Below are 21,162 nucleotides of genomic sequence, written 5' to 3' on the forward strand. Positions count from 1 at the left end.
TTTGGGTAGGCTCCTAGGTTTGAGAGGAAGGAAACAATCGCCGGCGCGCCTGCAGCTTGATGCCGAGCAGGCGCGCGAGACCTTCGGGTTCCTTGATCAGGAACCACATGATGAGCAGTCCGAAGATGCCTTTCTGGATGTTCTGCAGCAGGCCGGCGTCGACGTGACCGCTGAAGAGATGCTGGAACAGCCAGTCCAGCGCGAGCGGCAGCAGGCTGACGAAAGCCGCGCCGAGATAGGCGCCGCGAATGGTGCCCAGCCCGCCGATGATGATGATGAAGAGGATCTGGTAGGATCGCGACAGGCCGAAGCTCTGCACGCTGGCCGAGCCGAGATAGGCGAAGGCCCACAGCGCGCCGGCGATGCCGAGAATGAAGCTCGATACGGCGAACGCCTGCAACTTCGCCCGTGTGACCGGCACGCCGATCACGGCTGCCGCGGTGTCCATGTCGCGGATCGCCATCCAGTTGCGCCCGGTCTGGCTGCGCACCAGGTTGAACGACAGGAGGGTGACGAGCGCGACGGTCGCCAGCGTCAGGTAATACCGGCCATGCGGCGCATTGGCGTCGAGGCCGAACACCTCGAGGCCGCGGGGGAGTGCGATGGTAGCGGACGAGTTACCGTCGTAGAACCACGGGAATTTGAGGAAAAGCCACTCGAAGAAGAACTGCGCCGCGAGCGTGCTGACGATCAGGTAGAAACCCTTGATGCGCGTCGAGGGAATGCCAAAGCCCACACCGACCGCAGCAGCGATCAGTCCCGATACGATCAGGGCCAGCGGCAGCGGCAAGTCCGGCACGCGAAGCTGCAGCGAGAAGGTGGCGTAGGCGCCGACCATCATGAAGGCGCCGGCACCGAGCGACAACTGGCCGGCATATCCGGTCAGGAGATTGAGCCCGAGCCCCGCCAGTGACAGAATCAGGAAGGGGACGATGATGGCGTTGATCCAGTATTCGGAGGCGAGGAATGGCGCTGCCAGCACCAAGGCGAGGGAGGCTGCGAGGCCCAGGCCGCGAACCAAGGCCTTGTCGGCGATCGGGCGGGCGATGGGCAGGCCGAGCTCGGACATCGTCAAACCCTCTCGATCTGGCGTTCGCCGAAAAGCCCGGCGGGACGAATGAGCAGGAAGGCTAGCGCGAGCGCATAGGCGAACCAGGGTGTGATGCCGCCGCCAAGGAAGGGACCGATATAGGTTTCGGTGAGGCTCTCGCCGGCGCCGACGATGAGGCCGCCGACGATGGCGCCGGCTATCGAGGTGAAGCCGCCGATGATGAGGACGGGCAAGGCCTTGAGCACCACCAGCGAAAGCGAGAACTGCACGCCCTGGCGCGCACCCCACAAAAGCCCGGCGACCAGCCCGACAATACCGGCGACCGCCCAGACGATCTGCCAAATGCGGTTGATGTCGATGCCGAGCGAAAGGGCCGCCCGTGTGTCGTCGGCGACGCCGCGAAGCTGGATGCCGATGCGCGTGCGGTTGAACAGGAGCGTCAGCGCGATGCCGAGGGCAAGCGCGACACCAGCCGCGATCAGGTCGAACTGGCTGATCATGATGTCGCCGACGAAGATGGGCAGGTCATCTATCCCCAGGTCGAGGGCGCGAACCTGTGAGCCCATGATGCCCTGGGCGACGGCCTCGACGAGGTAGGACAGGCCGAGCGTTGCCATGAACAGCGTCATCGGGCTGCGGTTGGTGAGTGGTCGCAGCAACAGCCGCTCGATGACGTGGCCATAAGCACGAGCAGCGCGATGGTGATCGCGATGGCGCCGAAAGCCGGAACACCCTGGTCGGTCAGTGAAACGAAGGTGAGCGCGCCAAAGAGGAGGATCGAGCCCTGCGCGTAGTTGAACACGCCCGACGCTTTGTAGATCAGCACGAAGCCGATCGCGACCAGCGAGTACATGGTTCCGGCAAGGAGGCCGCCGATCAGGGTTTCGAGGAACATGTTCATGCGGCGATCTCGGTGCGTTCGGAGCCGAGATAGGCGGCGATGACATCGGGATTGTCGCGGATGGTCTGCGGCGGTCCGTCGGCGAGCTTGCGGCCGTAATCGAGCACGACCACGTGATGAGCGAGATCGAGGACGATGCCGATATCGTGCTCGATCAGCACGATCGTCAGTTCGAGCTCGCGGTTGAGGCGCGCGATGACCGCCGCGATCTCCTGTTTTTCGTAGGCGTTCATCCCGGCGAGCGGTTCGTCCAGCAGCAACAGCCGCGGCTCGGCGACGATGGCCCGGGCCAACTCGACTTTCTTCTGCGTGCCATAGGGCAGCGTGCCGACGGCGGTTGCGGCATGACGGTCGAGACCGAAGAGGCGCAGTACCTCATGCGCACGTTCACGAAAGCGGCGCTCCTCCCGGCGTGCGCGCGGCAGCCGGAACATCTCCTCGACAAGGGTCAGCCGCGAACGCCGCGAAAGCCCCGCGATCACATTGTCGATGACACTCATTCCGGCGAAGAGGGCGTTGTTCTGAAAGCCGCGGCCGATGCCGCGCCGGGCCGCCTCGAGCGGCTGCATGCGGCGAAAATGCTCGCCCTCGAAGATGATCTCGCCCGCATCCGGCACATAGACGCCGTTCAGAATGTTGAGCAGCGAACTCTTGCCGGCGCCGTTCGGGCCGATCAGCGCGCAGATCTCTTGCTGCTCAACACGAAAACTGAGGTCGGAGATCGCCTTGACGCCTCGGAAGGCGAGCGAAACATCCTGGATTTCCAGGGCAGGTGGCGCGGGCGTGGTCATGTCGCAATGGGTCCGTATTCGGGGCTTGTCGGCGCGGTTGTCGCCACGGCGCGCGTGCTGCCGATGGCTTCAGGCCGCTTCGCCTGGGGCCGCAGCGGCCTGCTCGCGTTTCACGCGTTCAATGTCGCGAAACTGGTGAGCGGGGTGGTTCGCCGGCAGATAGGGTCCTTCGCCGAACAGCTTTTCGCGCAGCGTGCCTTCGCGGTAGCCGGTCGCGTAGACGCCGCGCTTCTGCAGCTCCGGCACCACATAGCCGATCACGTCGGCGAAGCTGTCATGGGCCAAGGCGTAGGCGAGGTTGAAACCGTCGATGTCGGTCTCCTCCACCCACTCCTGGAGCAGATCGGCGATCGTCGACGGCGAACCGACGAAAAGCGGGCCGAGGCCACCGATGCCGCCCCATTTGGCAAGTTCTTCTATCGTCCAGACCTTATCGCCCTCGGCCAGATGCTCGACCGCCGAGATTATGGCGTTGGTCTTGACCTTCTTGACGGTGTCGGTCGGCCTGTAGTGGCCGAAATCGATGCCGGTCCAGCCCGACATCAGGACCAGTGCGCCATCATAGGAGGCGTATCTGGCGTAGTCCTCGTACTTGGCGCGCGCCTTCTCGTCGGTCTCATCGACGATGATGGTCGCCATGGCGTAGATCAGCACCTTCTTGGGATCGCGTCCCTGCGCGGCGGCGCGCTGGCGGATGTCGGACACATAGGTGCGCGTTGCGTCCTTGAGCGGCGTCGAGATGAAGACGCACTCGGCATGGCCGGCGGCGAATTGCTTGCCGGCTCCCGACGCGCCGGCCTGGAACAGAACCGGCGTGCGCTGCGGCGAGGGCTCGCTCAGATGATAGCCCGGCACCTCGAAATATTTGCCGCGATGGCCGATCTCATGGATTTTGGACGGATCGGCGAAGATGCCGCGTTCCTTGTCGCGGATGACGGCTCCTTCCTCCCAGCTTCCTTCGAAGAGCTTGTAGAGGATCTCGACATATTCGGTCGCCACGTCGTAGCGGTTGTCGTGCGAGCGCAGCCCACCCTGGCCCACATTCTTGGCGCCGCTTTCCAGGTAGGAGGTGACGATGTTCCATCCGACCCGGCCCTTGGTATGATGGTCGGCAGTCGAAAGGCGGCGCGCGAAAGTATAGGGGTGCTCGAAGCTGGTCGATGCGGTGATGCCGATGCCCAGATGCCTGGTCGCCAGCGCGATCGGATTGGCCAGTTGCAGCGGATCGTTGACCGGGATCTGCACGCCCTGCAACAGGGCGTTGTCCAGATTGCCCTTGTAGACGTCGTAGTAGCCGATGACGTCGGCGATGAAGATCGACTCGAAAAACCCGGTCTCCAGCAGCTTGGCCAGATCGGTCCAGTACTCCAAATCCTTGTATTGCCACGACCTGTCGCGCGGATGGCGCCACAGCCCCGGTGACTGGTGCCCCACGCAATTCATCTCGAAGGCATTGAAGCGTATTGTCTTGGCCATGAAGCGTTTGTCCGTACTGATATGAACGGCACAGTACGGGCGCGAAGCCCTGCGATACAGAAATTCTATATTTTTTATAGACGTTATAGGAAAAAGGCATTCCCTCGTGGCTAGCCGTTACAGTTCGGACTGTGCCACCGGCGCGCAACCAGTTCCCCAAGGCGCGCCGAGCGTGCGCCGAAATGGCCGCGACGGAAGGCGGTTCAGCCTTTGTCCGCGTCTCTGCGGTCGCCGGCTTGGCGGTAGCGCGCCAGCATCTCCTGCACTCCCGGTTCGCGCGCGGGCAGAGGCGGCAGGCCGCGTATGCCGCGCAGCTTGGCGACAAAGGCACCGCGCCCATACTTTCGGCGAAACTCCCGAGCTCTCGGGTGGATGCCGCACGCGGCGAGAAGCCTGCGTTTGAGATAGCTCGATTTTTTCAAGGGGGCGGGAGCAATGGCCTCGGCAAGTATTTTTGCGCGTAACGCGTCGGGCGTTGTCATGGCTGAGACGAGTTCCTGCTGCTCGGCCGCCGTCTCTTCGACATAGCTGCCCTTGCGTGTGCCGGAGAACAGGCTGAGCACGGTCAAATGCGGCATCGTCGCGATCACGGCGCCTTTTCGCCATGCGCGGAAGAGCCAGTCCTGCGAACTCTCACAGAAGCATTCGACTGCCGGGCGCCAGGGGCCGAGCCAAGGGAGCGACGATCGCCTGACGATTTGCGCCGATCCGTATCCCGCCGTGATGACGGGATCGTAGAAGCCGTTCCTGCCAACCCCGAAGATCAGGTTCCTTGGAGGAATTCCTTGATCGGATCGCGGTTCGATGATGGCGCCGCGGGCGATGACGATGTCGGCGCCGGTCGCATCGATCCAGCCGGTGGCTGCCGCCAGATGGTCGGGGAACCAGAGGTCGTCATGGTTGAGCAAGGCGACGAAGCGCCCGCGCGCCCTTGCAAGGCCTATGTTGTTGGGGCCGGATTGTTCACCGAAATTGACCGGCAGGTCGATGTAGACGATGCGCGCATCGGCGAATTCGGCGATGACCGCCGCCGTATCGGGTCGGCAGGCGTCGCCAATCACCAGGATCTCGAAATCCTGTACTGTCTGGCCCAGCGCGCTCCGCAGTGCTTGCCGCAAGGCGGCTGGCCGATTGTGGGTTGCGATGACGACCGAGGCGAGCGGCTCATTGCGCCCGCTGGCATCAGACTGGCCGGATCGTTGCACGCTAAACCAGCTTGTAAGGGATGTGTTCCGTGTCTGGCGGCAAGCGCCAATGGTCGGGCGCGTCATAGGCATAGGCTTTGTCGACGAGATTGAGCAGCACGGCCGTTTCCGGCCCGAGCGCTGTCACACCGTGCCACACGCCTGGCGGAATGATGACAATGGCCGGGCGTAGCGCGCCGACGATCTTGTGCCAGACCGTGCCGAAGCTGGGCGAAGCCTTGCGCCCGTCGTAAAGCGATATGCGCACACTCCCTGCACTGCAGAAAAGCCGGTCCAGCGTCGCCTTGTGCGCATGCCAGCCGGTTACGGCGCCAGGATACATCGTGCGTTGAAACACTTGGCCGACAGGCGATGGATCAAGCCCCCATCCGTCCCGAAAGACCTCGGTCAGGTAGCCGTTCGAGGTCGCGACCGGCCTGATTTCCTTGATTGCGACGCCGTCGATCGGCGGTGGATCGATGGCAAGCCAGTCCGGCGTCACCGTCTGCGGGTCGGCTGTTCCCGTTGCCATCCATCCGTCCGGCACCGCACGGTCGTCGCTGCTCATGTCCAAGCCCCTCAGCCTGGCCGGTTGATATGAGTTTGCTCCATCAGTGACAAGCCGGCCCCTCATTGGCCAAACAAAAACCCGTGAGATTGCTCCCACGGGTTTTCGGTCGCCTGAGATGTTTCTGCTTCGCGAAAATCGGGCGAGCAGGATTTGATGATCAGGGGGTGCCGCCGCCGGGGATACCGGGCGCCAGCTTGCTGGCGCCGCTGATGATCTGGCTGAGGAAGTTCTGGTCCTTGCCGCCGGTCGGCGTGGTGCGCGAGATGAAGTCGAAAATCTTGCCGTCCTTCAAGCCGTAATTGGCGATCTGGGTGACGCGGCTGTCGGGGCCGAAATAGACCGCCAGCACTTTCTGGTCGATCAGCCTCGGCTTGTCGAAGGCGACGTAGCGCTTGCGCGTCTGCGAGATGTAATAAAACGCCTCGTTGTCGAAAGTCGCCGTGGTCGACGGCGTGCCAAGCGCCAGAAGCACCTGTTCGCGGCTGGAACCGACCGGCACCGAATCGATCGCCTGCTGGTCGAGGACATAACCTTGCGTGAACGTCTCGCTCGGGCTCAGGTCGCCGATCATCTTATTGGTGTGGCATCCCGACAGCGCGGCTATGACAGCCAGCAGCGAGATCGCGCCGGCAGGCCTGGAAGTGAAAGTCGACTTGAAATTCAGCGCGCGCAACAACAATTCTCCATTCCATCGCCGCAACTTGCGCTGGGCCGCAAAACCGGTAAACCAGCTTGCTTGCCGATGCAACAAGGCCAATTCAACAAACGGTCCCCGGAGACCATCCCCATGTTCCAGCGCCTTTTTGGCCGTGAACGCCATGCCAACCGCGCTATCACCGACGCGCTTTACGCACAAATCGTGGCGGCGGCGCGGCAGACTGTGTTTTATTCCCACTGGAATGTGCCGGACACGCCGCTTGGCCGTTTCGAGATGCTGTCGCTGCACATGTTCCTGGTTCAGCACCGTTTGCGCGGTGAGGATGGCGTGGCGCAGGAGATCGCGCAGGTGCTGATCGACGAGTTCTTCCTCGATGTCGATCATTCGCTGCGCGAACTCGGCATTGGCGACGTCGGCGTGCCCAAACGCATGAAGAAGCTAGCGAAGATGTTCTACGGCCGCACCGCCGCCTATGACGATGCGTTGGAGAGAAACGATCAGGACGGGCTGACCGCGGCACTTGCCCGCAATGTCCGTCCCGACACCGGAGCCTGGCCGGAAGCGTCGCGTCTGGCCTTCTATGTCGCCGACGCCAGCCGGCAATTGAGCGCGCAGCCGGCCGCATCGATCGTTGCCGGCGCTGTGGCGTTTCCAGTGGCCAACGGAGGCTGAGCGATGAAACACGCGGATATGCAAAGCCCGGTATCCTTTTTCGCCAATGTCGCGCGGTTGCCGCAGAAGGGGCTGCCGGTTGTTGTAGAGGCCGACGCCTCGCAGCGCGCGGCACTTGCCGAGGCGCACGGGCTGCTGTCGGTCGAAGCCTATCGCGCCGAACTCCTGGTCGCGTCATGGAAGCGCAATGGCGTGAAAGTGACCGGCCGTGTCGAAGCCGACATCACCCAGGCCTGCATCGTCACGCTGGACCCCATCGAGGCGCATATCGACGAGCCGGTCGAGGCGCTGCTCTTGCCCGAGGACTCCAAGCTTGGACGGCAGGGGTTCGAAGGCGGTGGCGAAATCCTGCTCGATGCGGACGGACCCGACAGTCCCGAGACCTTTTCCGGCGACACCATCGATGTCGGGGCGCTTGCCGAACAGTTTTTCGGATTGGCGATCGATCCCTATCCGCGCAAGCCTGGCGCATCGCTTGGTGCCGGCGACGACACCGGAGCGGCCGAGAATGAATTTCAGCAAAAACTGCGATCCTTGCTGGGAAAATCCTGAAAACCTCGCCCGCGACGGAAAAGTCGGTTGTGCGACAGCCCAAAACCGCTATTTTCGCCGAAACTTCGCGATCACTAAAGCGACCTGCCGCCTAACCATGAGATGAATACCGCGTGATCAGGATTTCCATCGATGCCATGGGCGGCGATCACGGACCAACCGTGGTCATTCCGGCGCTCATGACGGTCGCGACCCGCCGTCCCGACATTCGCTTCGTCATCTACGGGCGCGAGGAACTGGTGCGTCCCGAACTCGCCAAATTTCCCAAACTGGCCGAGGTCAGCGAGTTCTTCCACTGCGAGATCGCGGTCAGGATGGACGACAAGCCGAGCCAGGCGCTGCGCCATGGCCGCTGGAAGTCGTCCATGTGGAAGGCGGTCGAGGCGGTCAAGTCCGGCGCGGCGGACGCATGCATCTCCGCCGGCAACACCGGCGCGCTGATGGCGATGTCGAAATTCTGCCTGCGCACCATGGCCACCATAGATCGCCCGGCGATCGCGGCCTTGTGGCCGACATTGCGCGGCGAAAGCGTGGTCCTGGACGTTGGCGCCACCATCGGCGCCGATGCGCACCAACTGATTGATTTCGCCATTCTGGGTACCGGCATGGCGCGTTCCGTATTCGGCATCGCCCGGCCGACGGTCGGCTTGCTCAATGTCGGCGTGGAAGAGATCAAGGGCCAGGAGGAGGTCAAGGAAGCGGGACGCATGTTGCGCGAAGCCAACATGGCCTCGATGAACTACCATGGCTTCGTCGAAGGCGACGACATCGGCAAGGGCACGGTCGACGTCGTGGTGACGGAAGGCTTCGCCGGCAACATCGCGCTGAAGACGGCGGAAGGCACCGCGCGCCAGATAGGCGGTTATCTGCGTGCCGCGATGAGCCGCACCCTGATGGCCAAGATCGGCTATGTCTTCGCCAAGGGCGCCTTCGACCGGCTACGCGAAAAGATGGATGTCGGCCGCTCCAATGGCGGCGTGTTCCTCGGGCTGAACGGCATTGTCGTCAAAAGCCATGGCGGCGCCGATTCGGACGGTTTCGCCGCGGCGATCGAACTCGGCTACGACATGGTGCGCAACAATCTGCTCGACCGCATCGAGGCCGACCTCGATCTGTTTCATGCGCGCAACCCGCATGCCCTGACATCTAGGAAATCCGACGTCGCCGCCGACGCAAAGGAATAGGAAAGAATTTTGATCAGATCAGTTGTGCGCGGCACGGGCGCCGCGCTGCCCCGCCGCATCATGAAGAATGCCGATTTTGAAGGCATGGTCGAGACCTCCGACGAGTGGATCGCCCAGCGCACCGGTATCCGCCAGCGGCATATAGCAGCCGACGACGAGACGACGGCTTCGCTGGGCGAGGCGGCGGCCCGCGCCGCCCTTGCCAATGCCGGATTGACCCCGGACGACATCGACCTGATCGTGCTGGCGACCTCGACGCCCAACAACACCTTCCCGGCCACCGCGGTCGAGATCCAGAACCGGCTCGGCATGCAGCACGGTTTTGCCTTCGACATGCAGGCTGTGTGCTCGGGCTTCGTCTATGCGGTGACGACCGCCGACCTCTACATCAGAGGCGGTCTGGCAAAGCGCGTGCTGGTCATCGGCTCGGAAACCTTCTCGCGCATTCTAGACTGGAACGATCGCTCGACCTGCGTGCTGTTTGGCGACGGCGCCGGCGCGCTCGTACTGGAAGCGGGCGAGGGAACCGGCACGATCGCCGACCACGGTGTCCTGGCGGCCAGCCTGCGCTCCGACGGCGCGCACAAAGAGAAGCTTTTCGTCGACGGCGGGCCATCGACGACAGGAACGGTCGGCCATCTCCGGATGGAAGGCCGCGAGGTCTTCAAGCACGCCGTCGGCATGATTACCGATGTCATCGAGGCGACTTTCTCTGCCGCTGGCATTACCGCCGAGGATCTCGATTGGTTCGTGCCGCACCAGGCCAATAAACGCATTATTGACGCTTCAGCCAAAAAGCTCGGGATAGCTGAGCAAAAGGTGGTGGTGACCGTCGATCTGCACGGTAATACCTCGGCCGCTTCCGTACCGCTGGCGCTGTCGGTGGCCGTTGCAGATGGCCGCATCAAGAAGGGTGACCTCGTGCTCCTGGAAGCGATGGGCGGGGGCTTCACCTGGGGCGCTGTGCTGGTTCGCTGGTAAGTGCCGTACGGCTCGGTTCGGTCCTTGACCTTGCCGGATCAATTACTTAGGCTCTGCCGTTGTTGTGCCGATTTTATGTTTGAGCTGATGGGACGGTCGCATGGGGGGAAAGACACTTACGCGCGCCGACCTTGCCGAGGCCGTCTACCGAAAGGTCGGCCTGTCGCGCACTGAATCCGCCGAACTCGTCGAAGCCGTGCTCGACGAAATATGCGAAGCCATCGTGCGTGGCGAAACGGTGAAGTTGTCGTCCTTTGCGACGTTTCATGTCCGTTCCAAGAATGAGCGCATCGGGCGCAATCCCAAGACCGGTGAAGAAGTGCCGATCCTGCCACGCCGGGTGATGACCTTCAAATCGTCCAACGTACTGAAGAACCGCATCTTGCGTTCTCACCAGAACAGCAAGGCCAAGGGCGGCAAGTAGCTTCCATTGTCCGGTTGAAAACCGGCGCGGCGATGACGCCGGGCTTGAATATTGCTTCACAAACCGCTGAAATAAAGCCCGATTCGGCAGCATGGTCGGATTGGTGTTCTGGCGTGTGATCCGTTCCGTGCTGGCGGAACGTGCTCTTCTCCTGGGTTGAGCGTGATCTCGTTCGAAGACCGTTCCGGGCCACGCCCAGCGTGAGGATTTCGCCCATGGACAAGAGCCCTGACGCCTTCCGCACCATCAGCGAGGTTGCCGAAGATCTTGACCTGCCGCAGCATGTGCTGCGTTTCTGGGAAACCCGTTTCAATCAGATCAAACCGATGAAGCGCGGCGGCGGCCGTCGCTATTACCGGCCGCAGGATGTCGAACTGATCAAGGGCATCCGCCATATGCTCTACGACCAGGGCTACACCATCAAGGGCGTGCAGAAGCTGCTGCGCGAAAACGGCAATCATTTCCTGGTCGCCATAGGCAATGGCGACATGGCCGCCGTCGAAGCGATCTCGCAACGCAAGCAGGCCGACCAGGTGCCGTTGACGCCGGCCGCGCAGCCACGCGGCGGCGATGACGAACTGGTTGGCCAGCCGAGGGTCAAGCCCAGCCGCCGCTTTTTCGGCCTGGGCAAGAGCGACGAGGAAGGACCGGTTACGCCGGACGCGTCGAAACTCTCGCGCGATAATCGCGCGCTGCTGCAGGAGGCGCTGTTCGACCTCTTGGAATGCAAGCGCCTGCTCGACCAGGTGCGCTGAGCGCCGCGAAGCGGTTGAAGCTTCGAAACCGGAACCCCTCTTCGCGTCAGGCGTTACGTTTCCTTCTTGGAGCTGCAAGGCTCTGCGATTTGTAAGACAAGGAAACGCATGATGGCATCATTTTCCACCCTCTCCGACATCGACCTCGAAAAGCAGGTAGCGGCGCTGTCGAGGGAACTCGCGGCGCTGCGCAAGACGGTGTCAAGGCGGGGCGGCGCCTACTATGAGGATGGCCGCGATGCGGCACTCGATACCTATTCGGATCTGGCGGGGCGCCTGCGCGATGCGATGCCGGCTATTCGCGAGCGGGGCAGGGTGATCGAGAAATCGGCCCGCGATCATCCGGCGGCAGCCGCGGCAGTAGGCCTGGTAGTACTTGGCCTTGCCGCTAGCCTGTTGTTCAGCCGCCGCTGATATCGACCTGCGGTCCGATTTTATTTGAGACGCAAAATGGCGGTCGCCCTGAAGGCGGTCGCCTTTGTCAACCGTGGCCTTGGCATCTGGCGCGAAGCGCTTCCGCATAGAGCCTGGCAACGCCCCTGTGCTTCCGGCGCAGGAACGCGGATTGATCGAGCCGCCAGAGCCGCTCGATCTCGCCAGCGAAGGCTGGATTGGTGGTTGTGCCGTAGCCGGCGCCTGGATAGGCGACGATTTCGCCCGCGTAGAGGCAATGGTCGGTGACCAGGAAATCAACGCGGATATAGTCGAGATTGCCGGCGATGGCAGGCGCGACCGAGATCGCCTGTCGGACATGGTCGAGGAGTTGCGCGTTGACCGGCACCGCCTGATCCTCGCGCGGATAATCCGGGTCGCGACCGGGCAGCGGATTGGCTTCCCGGTCGAGAAGCAGCGAACGCCCAGCCGCCTTATCCTCCACCCAGGCATGCGTTATCACGCCGCCGCAGACATGCACCTTGATGTCGGTTGCGATCCTGCCGCCGGCGAGCGCCAGCCGCTCCTCCACGAAAACCGTGGGCACGATCTGCCAGTAAGCCCATTCACCATTGCGGCGGCCATAGCGTTTTTTCAGCCAGTGCCTTGCCTTGGCGACGATACGGTCGCGGTGAGGTTCGCCGCGGGAAACGAATATGTTCATCGCGCAGCCATGGTTCGTCTTGACGACGACATCGCTGGCCAGCAGGTCGAGAGGAATGGCGGCGGGGTCGCGCCCGGACCAGAGTGTTTCTGGTATGGCGATCTCGGCACAGGCGTTGCGGATATGGGCCTTGGCGGCAAGCTTGTCGGTCAATGTGACGAAGAGTGGATTGCGGTCCACGATTTTTCGCCAGAGCAACATCTCGTGGTATGTTCTGGGCATCCCCAGATCAGGCAGATAGCCGAGTTTCATTGCGAACCGCACCGTGAGCGCGGGATGACGAAGGGTCAGCAACAACCGTGCGACCGACAGGATAACGCGCCCCGTCCAGCGAAAATCGGCCTTGGCCCTCATCAGCATATCCGGCGATTGTTGGCTGGGCCGATCCGGCAGGTCGTCGGTCGGCTGTGTCCGTCTCGTATCGCGATTTGTGTTTTAGTAAAAGCTTTCGCAGGGCGTCGCCGCATCGGATTTGCCTGGATGTCGACATGACTTCGCCCCTCGGGCGCGGCCTCGTCGCAACTCTCGTCAGCCGTTTGCGATACCGCTCCGGCATCTGGCGCGAAGCGCGTCTGCATAGAGGCGCATCAGACCCGTATGCGGCCGGCGCAGGAAGGCCGACTGGTCGAGCCGCCAGAGCCGCTCGATTTCCGCGGCGATGGCCGGATTTGTCCACGTGCCATAGCCGGCGGCCGAATAGACGGTGATCTCGCCGGCGTAAAGCCGATCGTCGGTGACCAGAAAGTCGATCCTGACATAGTCGAGGTCGCCGGCTATGTCGGGGGCGATCGAGATTGCCTGGCCAACATAGTCGATGAGCCGCGCATTGACAGGCAGAGCCTGGTTCTCGCGGGGATAATCCGGATCGCGCCCGGGCAATGGAGTGGCATGGCGGTCGAAAAGCAGTGACCGCTCGGCGTGCTTATCCTCGACCCAGACATGCGATATCACGCCGCTGCAGACATGGACCTTGATGTCGGTGGCGATCGTCCCGCCGCAAAGCGCAAGCCGCTCTTCCACGAAGATGGTCGGCACGACAGGCCAATAGGCCCATTCGCCATTGCGCCGGCCATAGCGTTTCCTGAGCCAGCGGCTCGCCTTGCGGATAATGGCGGTGCGATCTGGTTCGCCCCTGGAAACGAACAGGTTCATCGCGCAGCCATGGCTTGCCTTGACCACGACGGTGCCGGTCAGCAGGCCGGCTGGGATATTGGCGGCATTGCGCCCGGACCACAGCGTTTCCGGTATGGCGATCTCGGGGCAAGCGTCCCGGATATAGACCTTGGCCGCGAGCTTGTCGGTCAGCGTCACGAACAGCGGGTTGCGATCGAGGATCTTTCGCCAGAGCAACAGCTCGTGGTAGCGCGCGGGCGCGGCCGGATTGGGCAGATAGCCCAGTTTGATGACGAACCGCACGACCAGGACAGGGTGAAGCAGCGTCAGCCAAATTCGCGCGGCCGACAGGACAATACGGTCTGTCCGGGAAAGATCGGCCTTGGCCGTCATTGGGGATACCTGGCCTTGTCAGCGAAGTCTGATCCGGCAGCGCGCGCCGGTCAGAAATATCCCTTGCCGTATCGCGATTTGGCTTCGCGTTGAAGCCCTCGCTTGTCGTAGCCACCGCGCCTCTTTCCAGCGACGGTTCGATTGGCCCGAATTATCCAGGCCCGGCGTTGCTCGACCAAGGAAGACCAGCCTTGAACAAGAAGCCAAGGCCGGTCTTCTCGTTGGCAGTCGATATGCTTAGGCCTTTTTCATCATCTTCTTCATGTGGTGGTGGTGATGGTGATGATGGTGGTGCTTGTGCCAGTGGTGGTGGCGATGATGATGACGATGGTGATGATGCTTTGCCATCGGCGCCGCATCCGCGCTCGTCGCGCCGACCATCGGCACCGTGAAAGCGATTGCTGCTGCAAGCCCGAGGGCCGAGAGGAGGGACTTCTTCATGGGATCGTTTCCTTTTTTCGCGGGCAGATGTAAACCGGGCCGATACCCCGACCGCCGCGAATGGAATTACGCGCCCGAATTTTTTCGTCAGTATTTCCCGATTGTAGAATTTTGTTTCTGAACTGTTTCCGTCAGGGGCCTGCACCTTCACCGAGGGCGCAGGCCGAAAGCCGTGTCGCTGGCCTACATGGGCGGGATCACCCCATTGTTTCCCACCACGACGCGGCTCGAGCTCAGCGTGCCGTCCGCCTCGCGTTGCGCGGTCACGAAGACCGTCGCGCTTGGCTTGAGATCGGTGGGCGTGGCCGGCGCGAAGGTCACGACAGGCGTGCCATCCGGGATCGAGATCTTCTTTGTCTGCCCATTGTCGTAGGTCAGCGTCACGGCCCGCCCGTTTATGTCGGTGACGTCGGCGACGGTGCCGTTGGTCATGCGGCTGTTCGGCTCGAGGTCCCAGGGCCGATCGCCCTCGCCAGTGCCTTTCAAGGCCGCCGGGAAGACCACCACTTCCAGCGCACCGCTGCCGCCGTCAGCCTTGGAAACGGACGCGATACCAAGGAAATCGCCTTGCTTGATGTCCTTTACCGATGCGCTGGCGACGCCTGAAATCTTCCAGCCGTCTTTCAGTTTGATCGCTGATGTATCGCCCTGACGGGTTTTCACGGTCAGCAGAGACGGTTCGAAACTGACCACCGTGCCGCGCACGCGCAATGCGTCCGCCGCCTGCGCGCCGGCCACGCCGGCGCCGGAAAGCATAGAGATCGTGCCGAGCACGAGGAGGGATGTCCTGAAGTTCATTGGGGGGATCCTTTTGGGCAAGGCTGGCCGGAACGGGATGGTTTCATGCCAGCGACGTCTGGATAACGAACGGGCGGGGCGAAACTGCCGGCCAAAAAGGTGTCGGGGCGTTCAAAACAACTTGATCGATAAAGGGCGAGGCGGCTCGCGCGTACACGGGTTCACGATCCCGTGACGGCCTGTTTGGCGCTTGGCAAATCGCTGGCGAGAGGGCATCTTCCTGCTCGTCTCAGGCAACATCCCATTTTCATCAAACGCTTTCAGCCAAAGGAGTTGCCAATGCCCAACAATGCAAAAAGCCACGCCCTTTCAGAACCATTGGCCAACGAGATCGGGCCTGATTACAACACCCTCAGGGCCATGCGGGAAACGCGCGGATACAGCCTCGAAGCGCTTTCCCTGACCTGTGGCCTTTCGGTCGACGAGATCGAGGACATCGAGAACGGCCTGGCAGCCGACCCGGCGAAGCTGCGTCGTATCGCGACCGCGCTTCGTCTGCCGCAGGACACGCTCATTGCGCCCGTGCCGACACCGGCCGCGCAAGGCCGCCCGCAGGCATAGAATCGGCGACGACTGTCAACAAGAAACCCGCCAGGGCCCGCTTGGCGGGTTTCTTGTTGATGCCGTGGCGCTGCCTGGCAGGCTGGGCTTGCCGATTTGCAAATCGCACACGCTTATGTCTGCTACATGCAAACGCCCGCCAGCAGCAATTTGAACCCTGAGTTTCCGACATGAGCCTGGATACCGTTCGTGCCTTCTTTGCCGCCCACGCGCCTGACATCGAGGTCCTCGTCACGCAGGCGAGTTCGGCGACCGTGACGCTGGCGGCCGAGGCGCATGGCGTGTTGCCGGCACAGATCGCCAAGACGATCTGTCTGCGCGTCGGTGAGCGCACCATGCTTGTCGTGACCAGCGGTATCGCCAGGCTCGACAACCGCAAGTTCAAGGACCAGTTCGGCGGCAAGCCGCGCATGCTGGACGCCGAAGAGGTGGTTGCCGCCACGAGCCATCCCGTCGGCGGCGTCTGTCCGTTCGGTCTGCCGACCCCGCTGCCGGTCTATTGCGACGTCTCGCTTCGCCAATTCGACGAGGTGGTGCCCGCCGCCGGCGCCACCAATGCAGCCGTGCGGATCGCACCGCAGCGGATGGTTGATCTTACCGGCGCACAATGGGTCGATGTCTGCCAGGGATAGCGCCGGATACAGCTTAGCGGCGCCGGCAAGAATGGGCGATCGGTGCTTGGATGATGTGGGGTGACGGACTTCGGGGGCAAGTCCTGCTTCGAAATGGTCGGAGTGGCCGGATTCGAACCGACGACCCCTTGACCCCCAGTCAAGTGCGCTACCGGGCTGCGCTACACTCCGGACCGGTCGCGATGTATCGTGATAACCCCGCTCGGGTCAACCGGTTTCCGCGATAATTATCTCGCGGCGATCGCCGGTTTGAATGAGCCTGGCATTGCCGGGCGCAACAGTCGCTGGTGGCGATATTCGAGTGCGATCGCGCCCCAGATCAGGCCGAGCAGCAGATACATGTGGCGCCAATGGTCGATGTCGATGAAGGTGCCGAGACCGATATTGCCGATGAAGGCGACGTAGGCGCACAAGAGGTAGGGCTGCCATGGCCGGTCGCGCAGCAGGATGCGGAATCCGGCTGAAATCGTCCACACCACCAGCGTCAGGAACGACACGAAGCCGATCCAGCCATAGTCCATCAGCATCTTCAGCCAGATGTCATGCGTGTCCTCGCCGTAGATCGTGCCGAACACCAGCGGCCCGATGCCGAACGGATGTTCCATCGCCATCTGGAAGCCGATCGTGTAGCGGGCAAAGCGGCCGAGGCGGGCGGTGTCGTAGCTCTGTTCGAGATGGGCGCGGCTGGAGAACATCTCCGCCACCCCCGGCAACTGCAATATGACGAGGATGGTGATGGCCAGCAGCGACAGGGCTGCGATCGTCATGATCACTACGCGCAGCCGGAACATGCCGCTGGCGCTCTGCAGGAACAGCAAACCTGTGAGCAGGACGGCCGAGACCGCGAACATGCCCCAGGCGCCGCGCGAGAAGGAGAAGAAGATGCCGGCGCTGATGATCAGCAGCGGCACCGCCAAAAGCGGCATGCGCGCGACCGGCCCGGTCAGCATGAGATAGAGCAGGTAGATGCCAGGCAGCACCAGGAACGGACCGAACACGTTCGGGTCCTGGAAGGCACCGGCGGCGCGGTCGTATTTGGTGAAGACCTCAGCACCCGGGAAGGCGTGGAAATAGCCTGCTATACCAAGCAGCGCGGTGATTACGGCCGACATCACATAGGCGATAAAGATCAGCCGGTAGAGGCTCGGCTGCACGGCGGTGACCGATGCGAAGAACACCGCGCTGAACGCCAGGAACAGCGACACGGCAAGGTAGAGCGGCGTGTTGGCGAGGTCCGCCATCTGCGTCATGGAGATCATGCCGCCGATGTTCATCGTCACCAGCAGCACCAGCAGCGGCATGGTCGCGCGCGAAATCCTCAGGCCGAACAGAGCCCAGACGGCAATCAGGCCGGCCATGTAGATTTCGTAGGGCGCCGGTTCGCTGATGACGAAGCCCGACAAAAGAATGCCGAGCACCACCGCGCTCGAGGAGATCAGCGTGATCAGCTTGGCGTTGACCGTCGCGCGCGGCAGGTCATGGCTGATCGCGCTCAATAGGCGTTTTCCGTGTTGAGCAGGCGGATCGGCGTCAGGAACAGTATCCGCAGATCGAACAGCAGCGACCAGTTCTCGATGTAATAGAGGTCGTATTCGGTCCGCATGCGGATCTTTTCATTGGTGTCCATCTCGCCGCGCCAGCCATTGATCTGCGCCCAGCCGGTAACGCCGGGCTTGACCTTGTGGCGCGCGAAATAGCCATCCACCACCTCGTTGTAGAGCAAATTGTGCGACTGCGCGGCAATGGCGTGCGGACGTGGCCCGATGAGCGACAACGAGCCGAACAGCGAGTTAAAGAACTGCGGCAGTTCGTCGATCGAGGTCTTGCGGATGATGCGCCCGACCCGGGTGACGCGCGGGTCGTTCTTGGTCACGGTCTGCTTGGCGGTCGGGTCCGACCTGTCGGTGTACATCGAGCGGAATTTATAGACCTCGATGACCTCGTTGTTGAAACCGTGCCGCTTCTGCTTGAACAGCACCGGTCCCTTGCTGTCGAGCTTGATGGCGATTGCCGTGGCCAGCATGACCGGCGAGAACACGACGATGCCGATGACGCTGAAGATGATGTCGAAGGCGCGTTTGGCGACCGAATCCCAATCGTTGATCGGCTTGTCGAAGATATCGAGCATCGGCACCGAACCGATGTAGGAATAGGCGCGTGGGCGGAACTGCAGCGCGTTGGAATGCGCCGACAGCCGGATGTCGACCGGCAGCACCCACAGTTTCTTCAGCAATTGCAGCACGCGCGATTCGGCGGTCAGCGGCAGCGACACGATCAGCATGTCGATACGGGCGATGCGGGCGAATTCGATCAGTTCCGAGATGGTGCCGAGCTTGGGATAGCCGGCAACGATGGCTGGCGAACGCTTGTCGCTGCGATCGTCGAAGATGCCGCAGATGCGGATATCGTTGTAGGGCTGCTTTTCCACCGAGCGGATGAGCACTTCCGCCGCCTTGCCGCCGCCGACGATGACGGCGCGCCGTTCCATGCTGCCATCGCGCGCCCAGCGACGGATCAGCTTGGACATCACCAGCCTGAGGCCGAAGAGGCAGACGAAGGCGACGACAAACCAGGTGCCGAACAGCAGGCGCGAATAGTCTTCCGACATCTTCATGGCGAATGCCGTCAGCGCCATCAGAGCGAAGGTTCCGGCCCAGACCAGCAGGATGCGCCCGAAATTGGCGATCGGCCGCATCAGGGAGACCACCTGGTAGCAATCGCTGACATCGAGCAGCACCACGGCGAGGAACGACGCGGCCGCGATGGTCAGCGGGTATTGCCAAGCGAGGTAGTTGAAGAAGCCGACATAGTAGAAATAGACGCAGAGCCCCGAGGCGAACAGCACCCCGAATTCGACCATGCGCAGCACGCCGCTGACCATAATCGGCGACATCGTATCGCGCCGGTATTGCGACGCCACCTGACGGGCGACGTCGTTCATGCCGCCGGGCTTGTCGCCATCGGCAGGGCCGTCGAATTTACGCACCGCTTCAGGCGAAAAGCGGTGCGCGGGGTCGATCTCGTTCATGGAACAGTCCGCAAGCTTCCCCAGGGTGATTAGCAAAAGAGAGCTAAGAAACCCTTGAAACAACCTGTGGCTTTGAACGGGCTTGGGACTACTTTCCGAGCGCGGCGAAATAGGCCTTCTCGATTTCGGCGGCCATGACGTCGGCTCCGAAGCGCGCTTTGAGGGAGGATTCATCCGGCATCAATTTGCCATAAGCGGCAAGGTCGCCCAGCGCCTGGCTCATCTTGTCTGCGAGCTCGACCGGATCCGACCGGATCAGGGCAGGGGAGTCCGGACCGAAAATCTCCGGTATGCCGCCGACGGCGGTCGCGATGACGGGTCTTGCCGCTGCAAGTGCCTCCAGCACGATATAGGGCATGGCTTCGGCGCGCGAGGGAACGATGACGAGCGTCGCCAGCAAGAAGGCCTCCCGGGCCGGCATCGGCGGCAGGAAGCGGACATTGCCTTCAAGCCCGAGGCGCTTCACTTGTGCGTGGTAGCGTGGCAGGTCGTCGCCGTCGCCGACCATCACCGCGCTCGGTGCCCGTCCGAGCCGGGGAGCCGCGGCGGCCAGCGCATCGATGAAGATGTCGGGGCCCTTGAGGTCCCGCATCATGCCGATATAGAGCATGTCGGCTGCATCGGCCCGGGTGGTCACCGGCTCGAATTCGGCGGCGCGAAGTCCGTTGTAGGCCAGCATGTTCGGGATCGGCGGCACGCCCACCTTCCTGCGATAGGCTCGCCGCTCGTAGTCGGAGACGAACAGCAGGCAATCGGTGAAGCGCGCCATGAGGTGCTCGAGCGCGAAGAACAGCTTCCCGGTGACCGTGCTCTCGTCATAGTGCAGAGAGCCGCCATGCGGCGAATAGAGGCGGGCCACGCGAGACCTTGAAACCCGCAACAATGAGCCGAACAGACGGGCATAGGCGCCACCCTTGGCGCCATGCCCGTGCAGCACGTCCGGCCGCAATTCCTTGATGATCCTGTAAGTGCGCCGGGCGGAGGCGAGGTCGCCCGGTCCGACATGGCGCTGCATCGGCGTGCGATGGATGCCGAGCGCCAGCATGTCCTTCATCTGCTCGAACAGGTGCTCTTCCAATTCGCCGCCGGTGGTCGAGTCGCAGACGATGCCAACCATGTGGCCGGCAGCGACCTGCGCTTCCGTGAGGTCGCGCACGTGGCGGAAAATTCCTCCGACAGGTGAGCGAAAGCAGTGGACGATCCTGAGCTTGTCCGCCACGAGGTGTCTGTCAGAACAGGCGTTCGCGGACGTAGACGGTATCTCCCGGCAGCAACGGGTCGGAGGTGACCACGCGGCCGGTTATCACCTTGCCATTGATATCGCGGGTAATGTCGACGCTCTCCTGGTTGGCGCGCGGCGAGAAGCCTCCGGCGATGGCGATCGCCTTCTGCACGGTCAGGCCGGGCACATAGGAATACTGGCCGGCAGCGCCCACTTCGCCCATGACGAAGATCGGCCGGTAACGATCGATCTCGACGGAGACGTCCGGGTCGCGCAGATAGCCTTGCCGCAATTTGTCGGCGATCTCCTTTTCCATCTGCTGCGCGGTGTGGCCGCGTGCGGGGATGGCGCCGACGAGCGGGAAGGAAATGTAGCCGGACTGGTCGACGCTGTAGCTATTGGTCAAGCCGTCCTGCTCGAACACGGTGACGCGGACGCGGTCGCCGGCGCCGAGGCGATAGGGCTGATCGAGGACCTCGTGAAAGGCGGCCGGCGTCGGCCGGTAGCTGGAGCAGCCGGCGAGCATCGATACGGCAAGCAGTGCGCGAAAGAGGGAAGCAGTGCTTTTCATGACCGGATACGTACCTTCGACTGGCCGCTGCGGCGTCGCAGCAAACATCTGGGATCGGGTCCGTTATCATCCTGTTAGGGTTAATGGCCGGTAAAGGACCCAGCCAA

23 protein-coding genes, 1 tRNA gene and 1 pseudogene are annotated in these 21,162 nt (G+C 62.5%); 9 read left to right on the forward strand and 16 right to left on the reverse strand.

Going from position 1 to position 21,162, the window contains the following annotated elements:
* Nucleotides 1–13: 13 nt before the first annotated feature.
* The 7 genes and pseudogenes from FJ967_RS00540 to FJ967_RS00570 form a co-directional block, all read right to left on the reverse strand.
* Complete coding sequence (locus FJ967_RS00540; protein WP_140729781.1) at nucleotides 14–1,069, reverse strand: branched-chain amino acid ABC transporter permease; 1,056 nt, start codon at nucleotides 1,067–1,069, stop codon at nucleotides 14–16.
* A 2-nt stretch (nucleotides 1,070–1,071) separates the two neighbouring features.
* Nucleotides 1,072–1,952: pseudogene (locus FJ967_RS00545) on the reverse strand (branched-chain amino acid ABC transporter permease).
* Nucleotides 1,949–2,743, reverse strand: coding sequence for an ABC transporter ATP-binding protein (locus FJ967_RS00550; protein ID WP_140729782.1), 795 nt, complete (start codon nucleotides 2,741–2,743; stop codon nucleotides 1,949–1,951). The pseudogene FJ967_RS00545 and the gene FJ967_RS00550 overlap by 4 nt, the downstream one beginning before the upstream one ends.
* A gap of 69 nt (nucleotides 2,744–2,812) precedes the next feature.
* Nucleotides 2,813–4,219, reverse strand: a complete 1,407-nt coding sequence (locus tag FJ967_RS00555; protein ID WP_140729783.1) for an LLM class flavin-dependent oxidoreductase — start codon at nucleotides 4,217–4,219, stop codon at nucleotides 2,813–2,815.
* Between the two features lie 203 nt (nucleotides 4,220–4,422).
* The gene (locus FJ967_RS00560; RefSeq protein ID WP_140729784.1) at nucleotides 4,423–5,424 is read right to left on the reverse strand and encodes a glycosyltransferase family 2 protein; all 1,002 of its coding nucleotides are present in this window, start codon (nucleotides 5,422–5,424) and stop codon (nucleotides 4,423–4,425) included.
* A 1-nt stretch (nucleotide 5,425) separates the two neighbouring features.
* On the reverse strand, nucleotides 5,426–5,971 hold the full coding sequence (locus FJ967_RS00565) for a dTDP-4-dehydrorhamnose 3,5-epimerase family protein (RefSeq protein WP_140729785.1): 546 nt from the start codon (nucleotides 5,969–5,971) through the stop codon (nucleotides 5,426–5,428).
* A 160-nt stretch (nucleotides 5,972–6,131) separates the two neighbouring features.
* On the reverse strand, nucleotides 6,132–6,647 hold the full coding sequence (locus FJ967_RS00570; RefSeq protein ID WP_140729786.1) for an outer membrane protein assembly factor BamE: 516 nt from the start codon (nucleotides 6,645–6,647) through the stop codon (nucleotides 6,132–6,134).
* A 114-nt stretch (nucleotides 6,648–6,761) separates the two neighbouring features.
* Between FJ967_RS00570 and FJ967_RS00575 the strand changes: the two genes are divergently transcribed.
* The 7 genes from FJ967_RS00575 (at nucleotide 6,762) to FJ967_RS00605 (ending at nucleotide 11,614) form a co-directional block, all read left to right on the forward strand.
* Entirely contained in the window at nucleotides 6,762–7,304 is a 543-nt protein-coding gene (locus FJ967_RS00575; RefSeq protein WP_140729787.1) for a ubiquinol-cytochrome C chaperone family protein, read from the forward strand.
* A gap of 3 nt (nucleotides 7,305–7,307) precedes the next feature.
* On the forward strand, nucleotides 7,308–7,856 hold the full coding sequence (locus FJ967_RS00580; RefSeq protein WP_140729788.1) for a DUF177 domain-containing protein: 549 nt from the start codon (nucleotides 7,308–7,310) through the stop codon (nucleotides 7,854–7,856).
* Between the two features lie 113 nt (nucleotides 7,857–7,969).
* Nucleotides 7,970–9,040 carry a phosphate acyltransferase PlsX gene (gene plsX / locus FJ967_RS00585; protein WP_140729789.1) on the forward strand — a complete coding sequence of 357 codons (1,071 nt, stop codon included), beginning with the start codon at nucleotides 7,970–7,972 and terminating at the stop codon, nucleotides 9,038–9,040.
* Between the two features lie 9 nt (nucleotides 9,041–9,049).
* On the forward strand, nucleotides 9,050–10,021 hold the full coding sequence (locus FJ967_RS00590) for a beta-ketoacyl-ACP synthase III (RefSeq protein ID WP_140729790.1): 972 nt from the start codon (nucleotides 9,050–9,052) through the stop codon (nucleotides 10,019–10,021).
* A 100-nt stretch (nucleotides 10,022–10,121) separates the two neighbouring features.
* Nucleotides 10,122–10,445 carry an integration host factor subunit alpha gene (locus FJ967_RS00595; RefSeq protein ID WP_010915609.1) on the forward strand — a complete coding sequence of 108 codons (324 nt, stop codon included), beginning with the start codon at nucleotides 10,122–10,124 and terminating at the stop codon, nucleotides 10,443–10,445.
* A 215-nt stretch (nucleotides 10,446–10,660) separates the two neighbouring features.
* Nucleotides 10,661–11,200, forward strand: a complete 540-nt coding sequence (locus FJ967_RS00600) for a MerR family transcriptional regulator (RefSeq protein ID WP_027028529.1) — start codon at nucleotides 10,661–10,663, stop codon at nucleotides 11,198–11,200.
* Between the two features lie 111 nt (nucleotides 11,201–11,311).
* Nucleotides 11,312–11,614 (forward strand): hypothetical protein, encoded by a 303-nt coding sequence (locus tag FJ967_RS00605; protein WP_140729791.1) that lies wholly within the window; start codon nucleotides 11,312–11,314, stop codon nucleotides 11,612–11,614.
* 67 nt (nucleotides 11,615–11,681) lie between these two features.
* On the opposite strand, the gene FJ967_RS00610 is transcribed toward FJ967_RS00605, so the two are convergent.
* The 4 genes from FJ967_RS00610 to FJ967_RS00625 all read right to left on the reverse strand — a co-directional run bounded on the left by FJ967_RS00610 (nucleotide 11,682) and on the right by FJ967_RS00625 (nucleotide 15,041).
* Nucleotides 11,682–12,650, reverse strand: coding sequence for an ATP-grasp fold amidoligase family protein (locus tag FJ967_RS00610; RefSeq protein WP_181175631.1), 969 nt, complete (start codon nucleotides 12,648–12,650; stop codon nucleotides 11,682–11,684).
* Nucleotides 12,651–12,824: 174 nt separating this feature from the next.
* Nucleotides 12,825–13,802, reverse strand: a complete 978-nt coding sequence (locus FJ967_RS00615; protein ID WP_140729793.1) for an ATP-grasp fold amidoligase family protein — start codon at nucleotides 13,800–13,802, stop codon at nucleotides 12,825–12,827.
* Nucleotides 13,803–14,039: 237 nt separating this feature from the next.
* Entirely contained in the window at nucleotides 14,040–14,243 is a 204-nt protein-coding gene (locus FJ967_RS00620; protein WP_140729794.1) for a hypothetical protein, read from the reverse strand.
* 183 nt (nucleotides 14,244–14,426) lie between these two features.
* Nucleotides 14,427–15,041 (reverse strand): hypothetical protein, encoded by a 615-nt coding sequence (locus tag FJ967_RS00625; RefSeq protein WP_140729795.1) that lies wholly within the window; start codon nucleotides 15,039–15,041, stop codon nucleotides 14,427–14,429.
* Between the two features lie 279 nt (nucleotides 15,042–15,320).
* Between FJ967_RS00625 and FJ967_RS00630 the strand changes: the two genes are divergently transcribed.
* Together FJ967_RS00630 and FJ967_RS00635 are read left to right on the forward strand one after the other, a co-directional pair.
* The gene (locus FJ967_RS00630) at nucleotides 15,321–15,602 is read left to right on the forward strand and encodes a helix-turn-helix transcriptional regulator (RefSeq protein WP_140729796.1); all 282 of its coding nucleotides are present in this window, start codon (nucleotides 15,321–15,323) and stop codon (nucleotides 15,600–15,602) included.
* A 170-nt stretch (nucleotides 15,603–15,772) separates the two neighbouring features.
* Nucleotides 15,773–16,234 carry a YbaK/EbsC family protein gene (locus tag FJ967_RS00635; protein ID WP_140729797.1) on the forward strand — a complete coding sequence of 154 codons (462 nt, stop codon included), beginning with the start codon at nucleotides 15,773–15,775 and terminating at the stop codon, nucleotides 16,232–16,234.
* 94 nt (nucleotides 16,235–16,328) lie between these two features.
* On the opposite strand, the gene FJ967_RS00640 is transcribed toward FJ967_RS00635, so the two are convergent.
* The 5 genes from FJ967_RS00640 to FJ967_RS00660 form a co-directional block, all read right to left on the reverse strand.
* Nucleotides 16,329–16,405: transfer RNA gene (locus tag FJ967_RS00640), tRNA-Pro, on the reverse strand.
* A gap of 56 nt (nucleotides 16,406–16,461) precedes the next feature.
* The gene (locus FJ967_RS00645; RefSeq protein ID WP_140729798.1) at nucleotides 16,462–17,730 is read right to left on the reverse strand and encodes an O-antigen ligase family protein; all 1,269 of its coding nucleotides are present in this window, start codon (nucleotides 17,728–17,730) and stop codon (nucleotides 16,462–16,464) included.
* Nucleotides 17,727–19,262, reverse strand: a complete 1,536-nt coding sequence (locus FJ967_RS00650) for an undecaprenyl-phosphate glucose phosphotransferase (protein ID WP_140729799.1) — start codon at nucleotides 19,260–19,262, stop codon at nucleotides 17,727–17,729. Before FJ967_RS00650 ends, FJ967_RS00645 begins: the two co-directional genes overlap by 4 nt.
* A gap of 88 nt (nucleotides 19,263–19,350) precedes the next feature.
* Nucleotides 19,351–20,481 (reverse strand): glycosyltransferase, encoded by a 1,131-nt coding sequence (locus FJ967_RS00655; RefSeq protein WP_140729800.1) that lies wholly within the window; start codon nucleotides 20,479–20,481, stop codon nucleotides 19,351–19,353.
* A gap of 10 nt (nucleotides 20,482–20,491) precedes the next feature.
* Nucleotides 20,492–21,055, reverse strand: coding sequence for a polysaccharide biosynthesis/export family protein (locus FJ967_RS00660; RefSeq protein WP_140729801.1), 564 nt, complete (start codon nucleotides 21,053–21,055; stop codon nucleotides 20,492–20,494).
* Nucleotides 21,056–21,162 lie beyond the last annotated feature (107 nt).

Source organism: Mesorhizobium sp. B2-3-4 (assembly GCF_006442315.1).
Taxonomy (GTDB): domain Bacteria; phylum Pseudomonadota; class Alphaproteobacteria; order Rhizobiales; family Rhizobiaceae; genus Mesorhizobium.

Bases quoted from the DNA above. Each gene is read 5' to 3' on its own strand.
- FJ967_RS00540 (WP_140729781.1), bottom strand. From the start codon at position 1,069: ATGTCCGAGCTCGGCCTGCCCATCGCCCGCCCGATCGCCGACAAGGCC.
- FJ967_RS00550 (WP_140729782.1), bottom strand. From the start codon at position 2,743: ATGACCACGCCCGCGCCACCTGCCCTGGAAATCCAGGATGTTTCGCTC.
- FJ967_RS00555 (WP_140729783.1), bottom strand. From the start codon at position 4,219: ATGGCCAAGACAATACGCTTCAATGCCTTCGAGATGAATTGCGTGGGG.
- FJ967_RS00565 (WP_140729785.1), bottom strand. From the start codon at position 5,971: ATGAGCAGCGACGACCGTGCGGTGCCGGACGGATGGATGGCAACGGGA.
- FJ967_RS00575 (WP_140729787.1), top strand. From the start codon at position 6,762: ATGTTCCAGCGCCTTTTTGGCCGTGAACGCCATGCCAACCGCGCTATC.
- FJ967_RS00580 (WP_140729788.1), top strand. From the start codon at position 7,308: ATGAAACACGCGGATATGCAAAGCCCGGTATCCTTTTTCGCCAATGTC.
- FJ967_RS00595 (WP_010915609.1), top strand. From the start codon at position 10,122: ATGGGGGGAAAGACACTTACGCGCGCCGACCTTGCCGAGGCCGTCTAC.
- FJ967_RS00600 (WP_027028529.1), top strand. From the start codon at position 10,661: ATGGACAAGAGCCCTGACGCCTTCCGCACCATCAGCGAGGTTGCCGAA.
- FJ967_RS00605 (WP_140729791.1), top strand. From the start codon at position 11,312: ATGGCATCATTTTCCACCCTCTCCGACATCGACCTCGAAAAGCAGGTA.
- FJ967_RS00610 (WP_181175631.1), bottom strand. From the start codon at position 12,650: ATGAGGGCCAAGGCCGATTTTCGCTGGACGGGGCGCGTTATCCTGTCG.
- FJ967_RS00615 (WP_140729793.1), bottom strand. From the start codon at position 13,802: ATGACGGCCAAGGCCGATCTTTCCCGGACAGACCGTATTGTCCTGTCG.
- FJ967_RS00620 (WP_140729794.1), bottom strand. From the start codon at position 14,243: ATGAAGAAGTCCCTCCTCTCGGCCCTCGGGCTTGCAGCAGCAATCGCT.
- FJ967_RS00625 (WP_140729795.1), bottom strand. From the start codon at position 15,041: ATGAACTTCAGGACATCCCTCCTCGTGCTCGGCACGATCTCTATGCTT.
- FJ967_RS00630 (WP_140729796.1), top strand. From the start codon at position 15,321: ATGCCCAACAATGCAAAAAGCCACGCCCTTTCAGAACCATTGGCCAAC.
- FJ967_RS00635 (WP_140729797.1), top strand. From the start codon at position 15,773: ATGAGCCTGGATACCGTTCGTGCCTTCTTTGCCGCCCACGCGCCTGAC.
- FJ967_RS00650 (WP_140729799.1), bottom strand. From the start codon at position 19,262: ATGAACGAGATCGACCCCGCGCACCGCTTTTCGCCTGAAGCGGTGCGT.
- FJ967_RS00660 (WP_140729801.1), bottom strand. From the start codon at position 21,055: ATGAAAAGCACTGCTTCCCTCTTTCGCGCACTGCTTGCCGTATCGATG.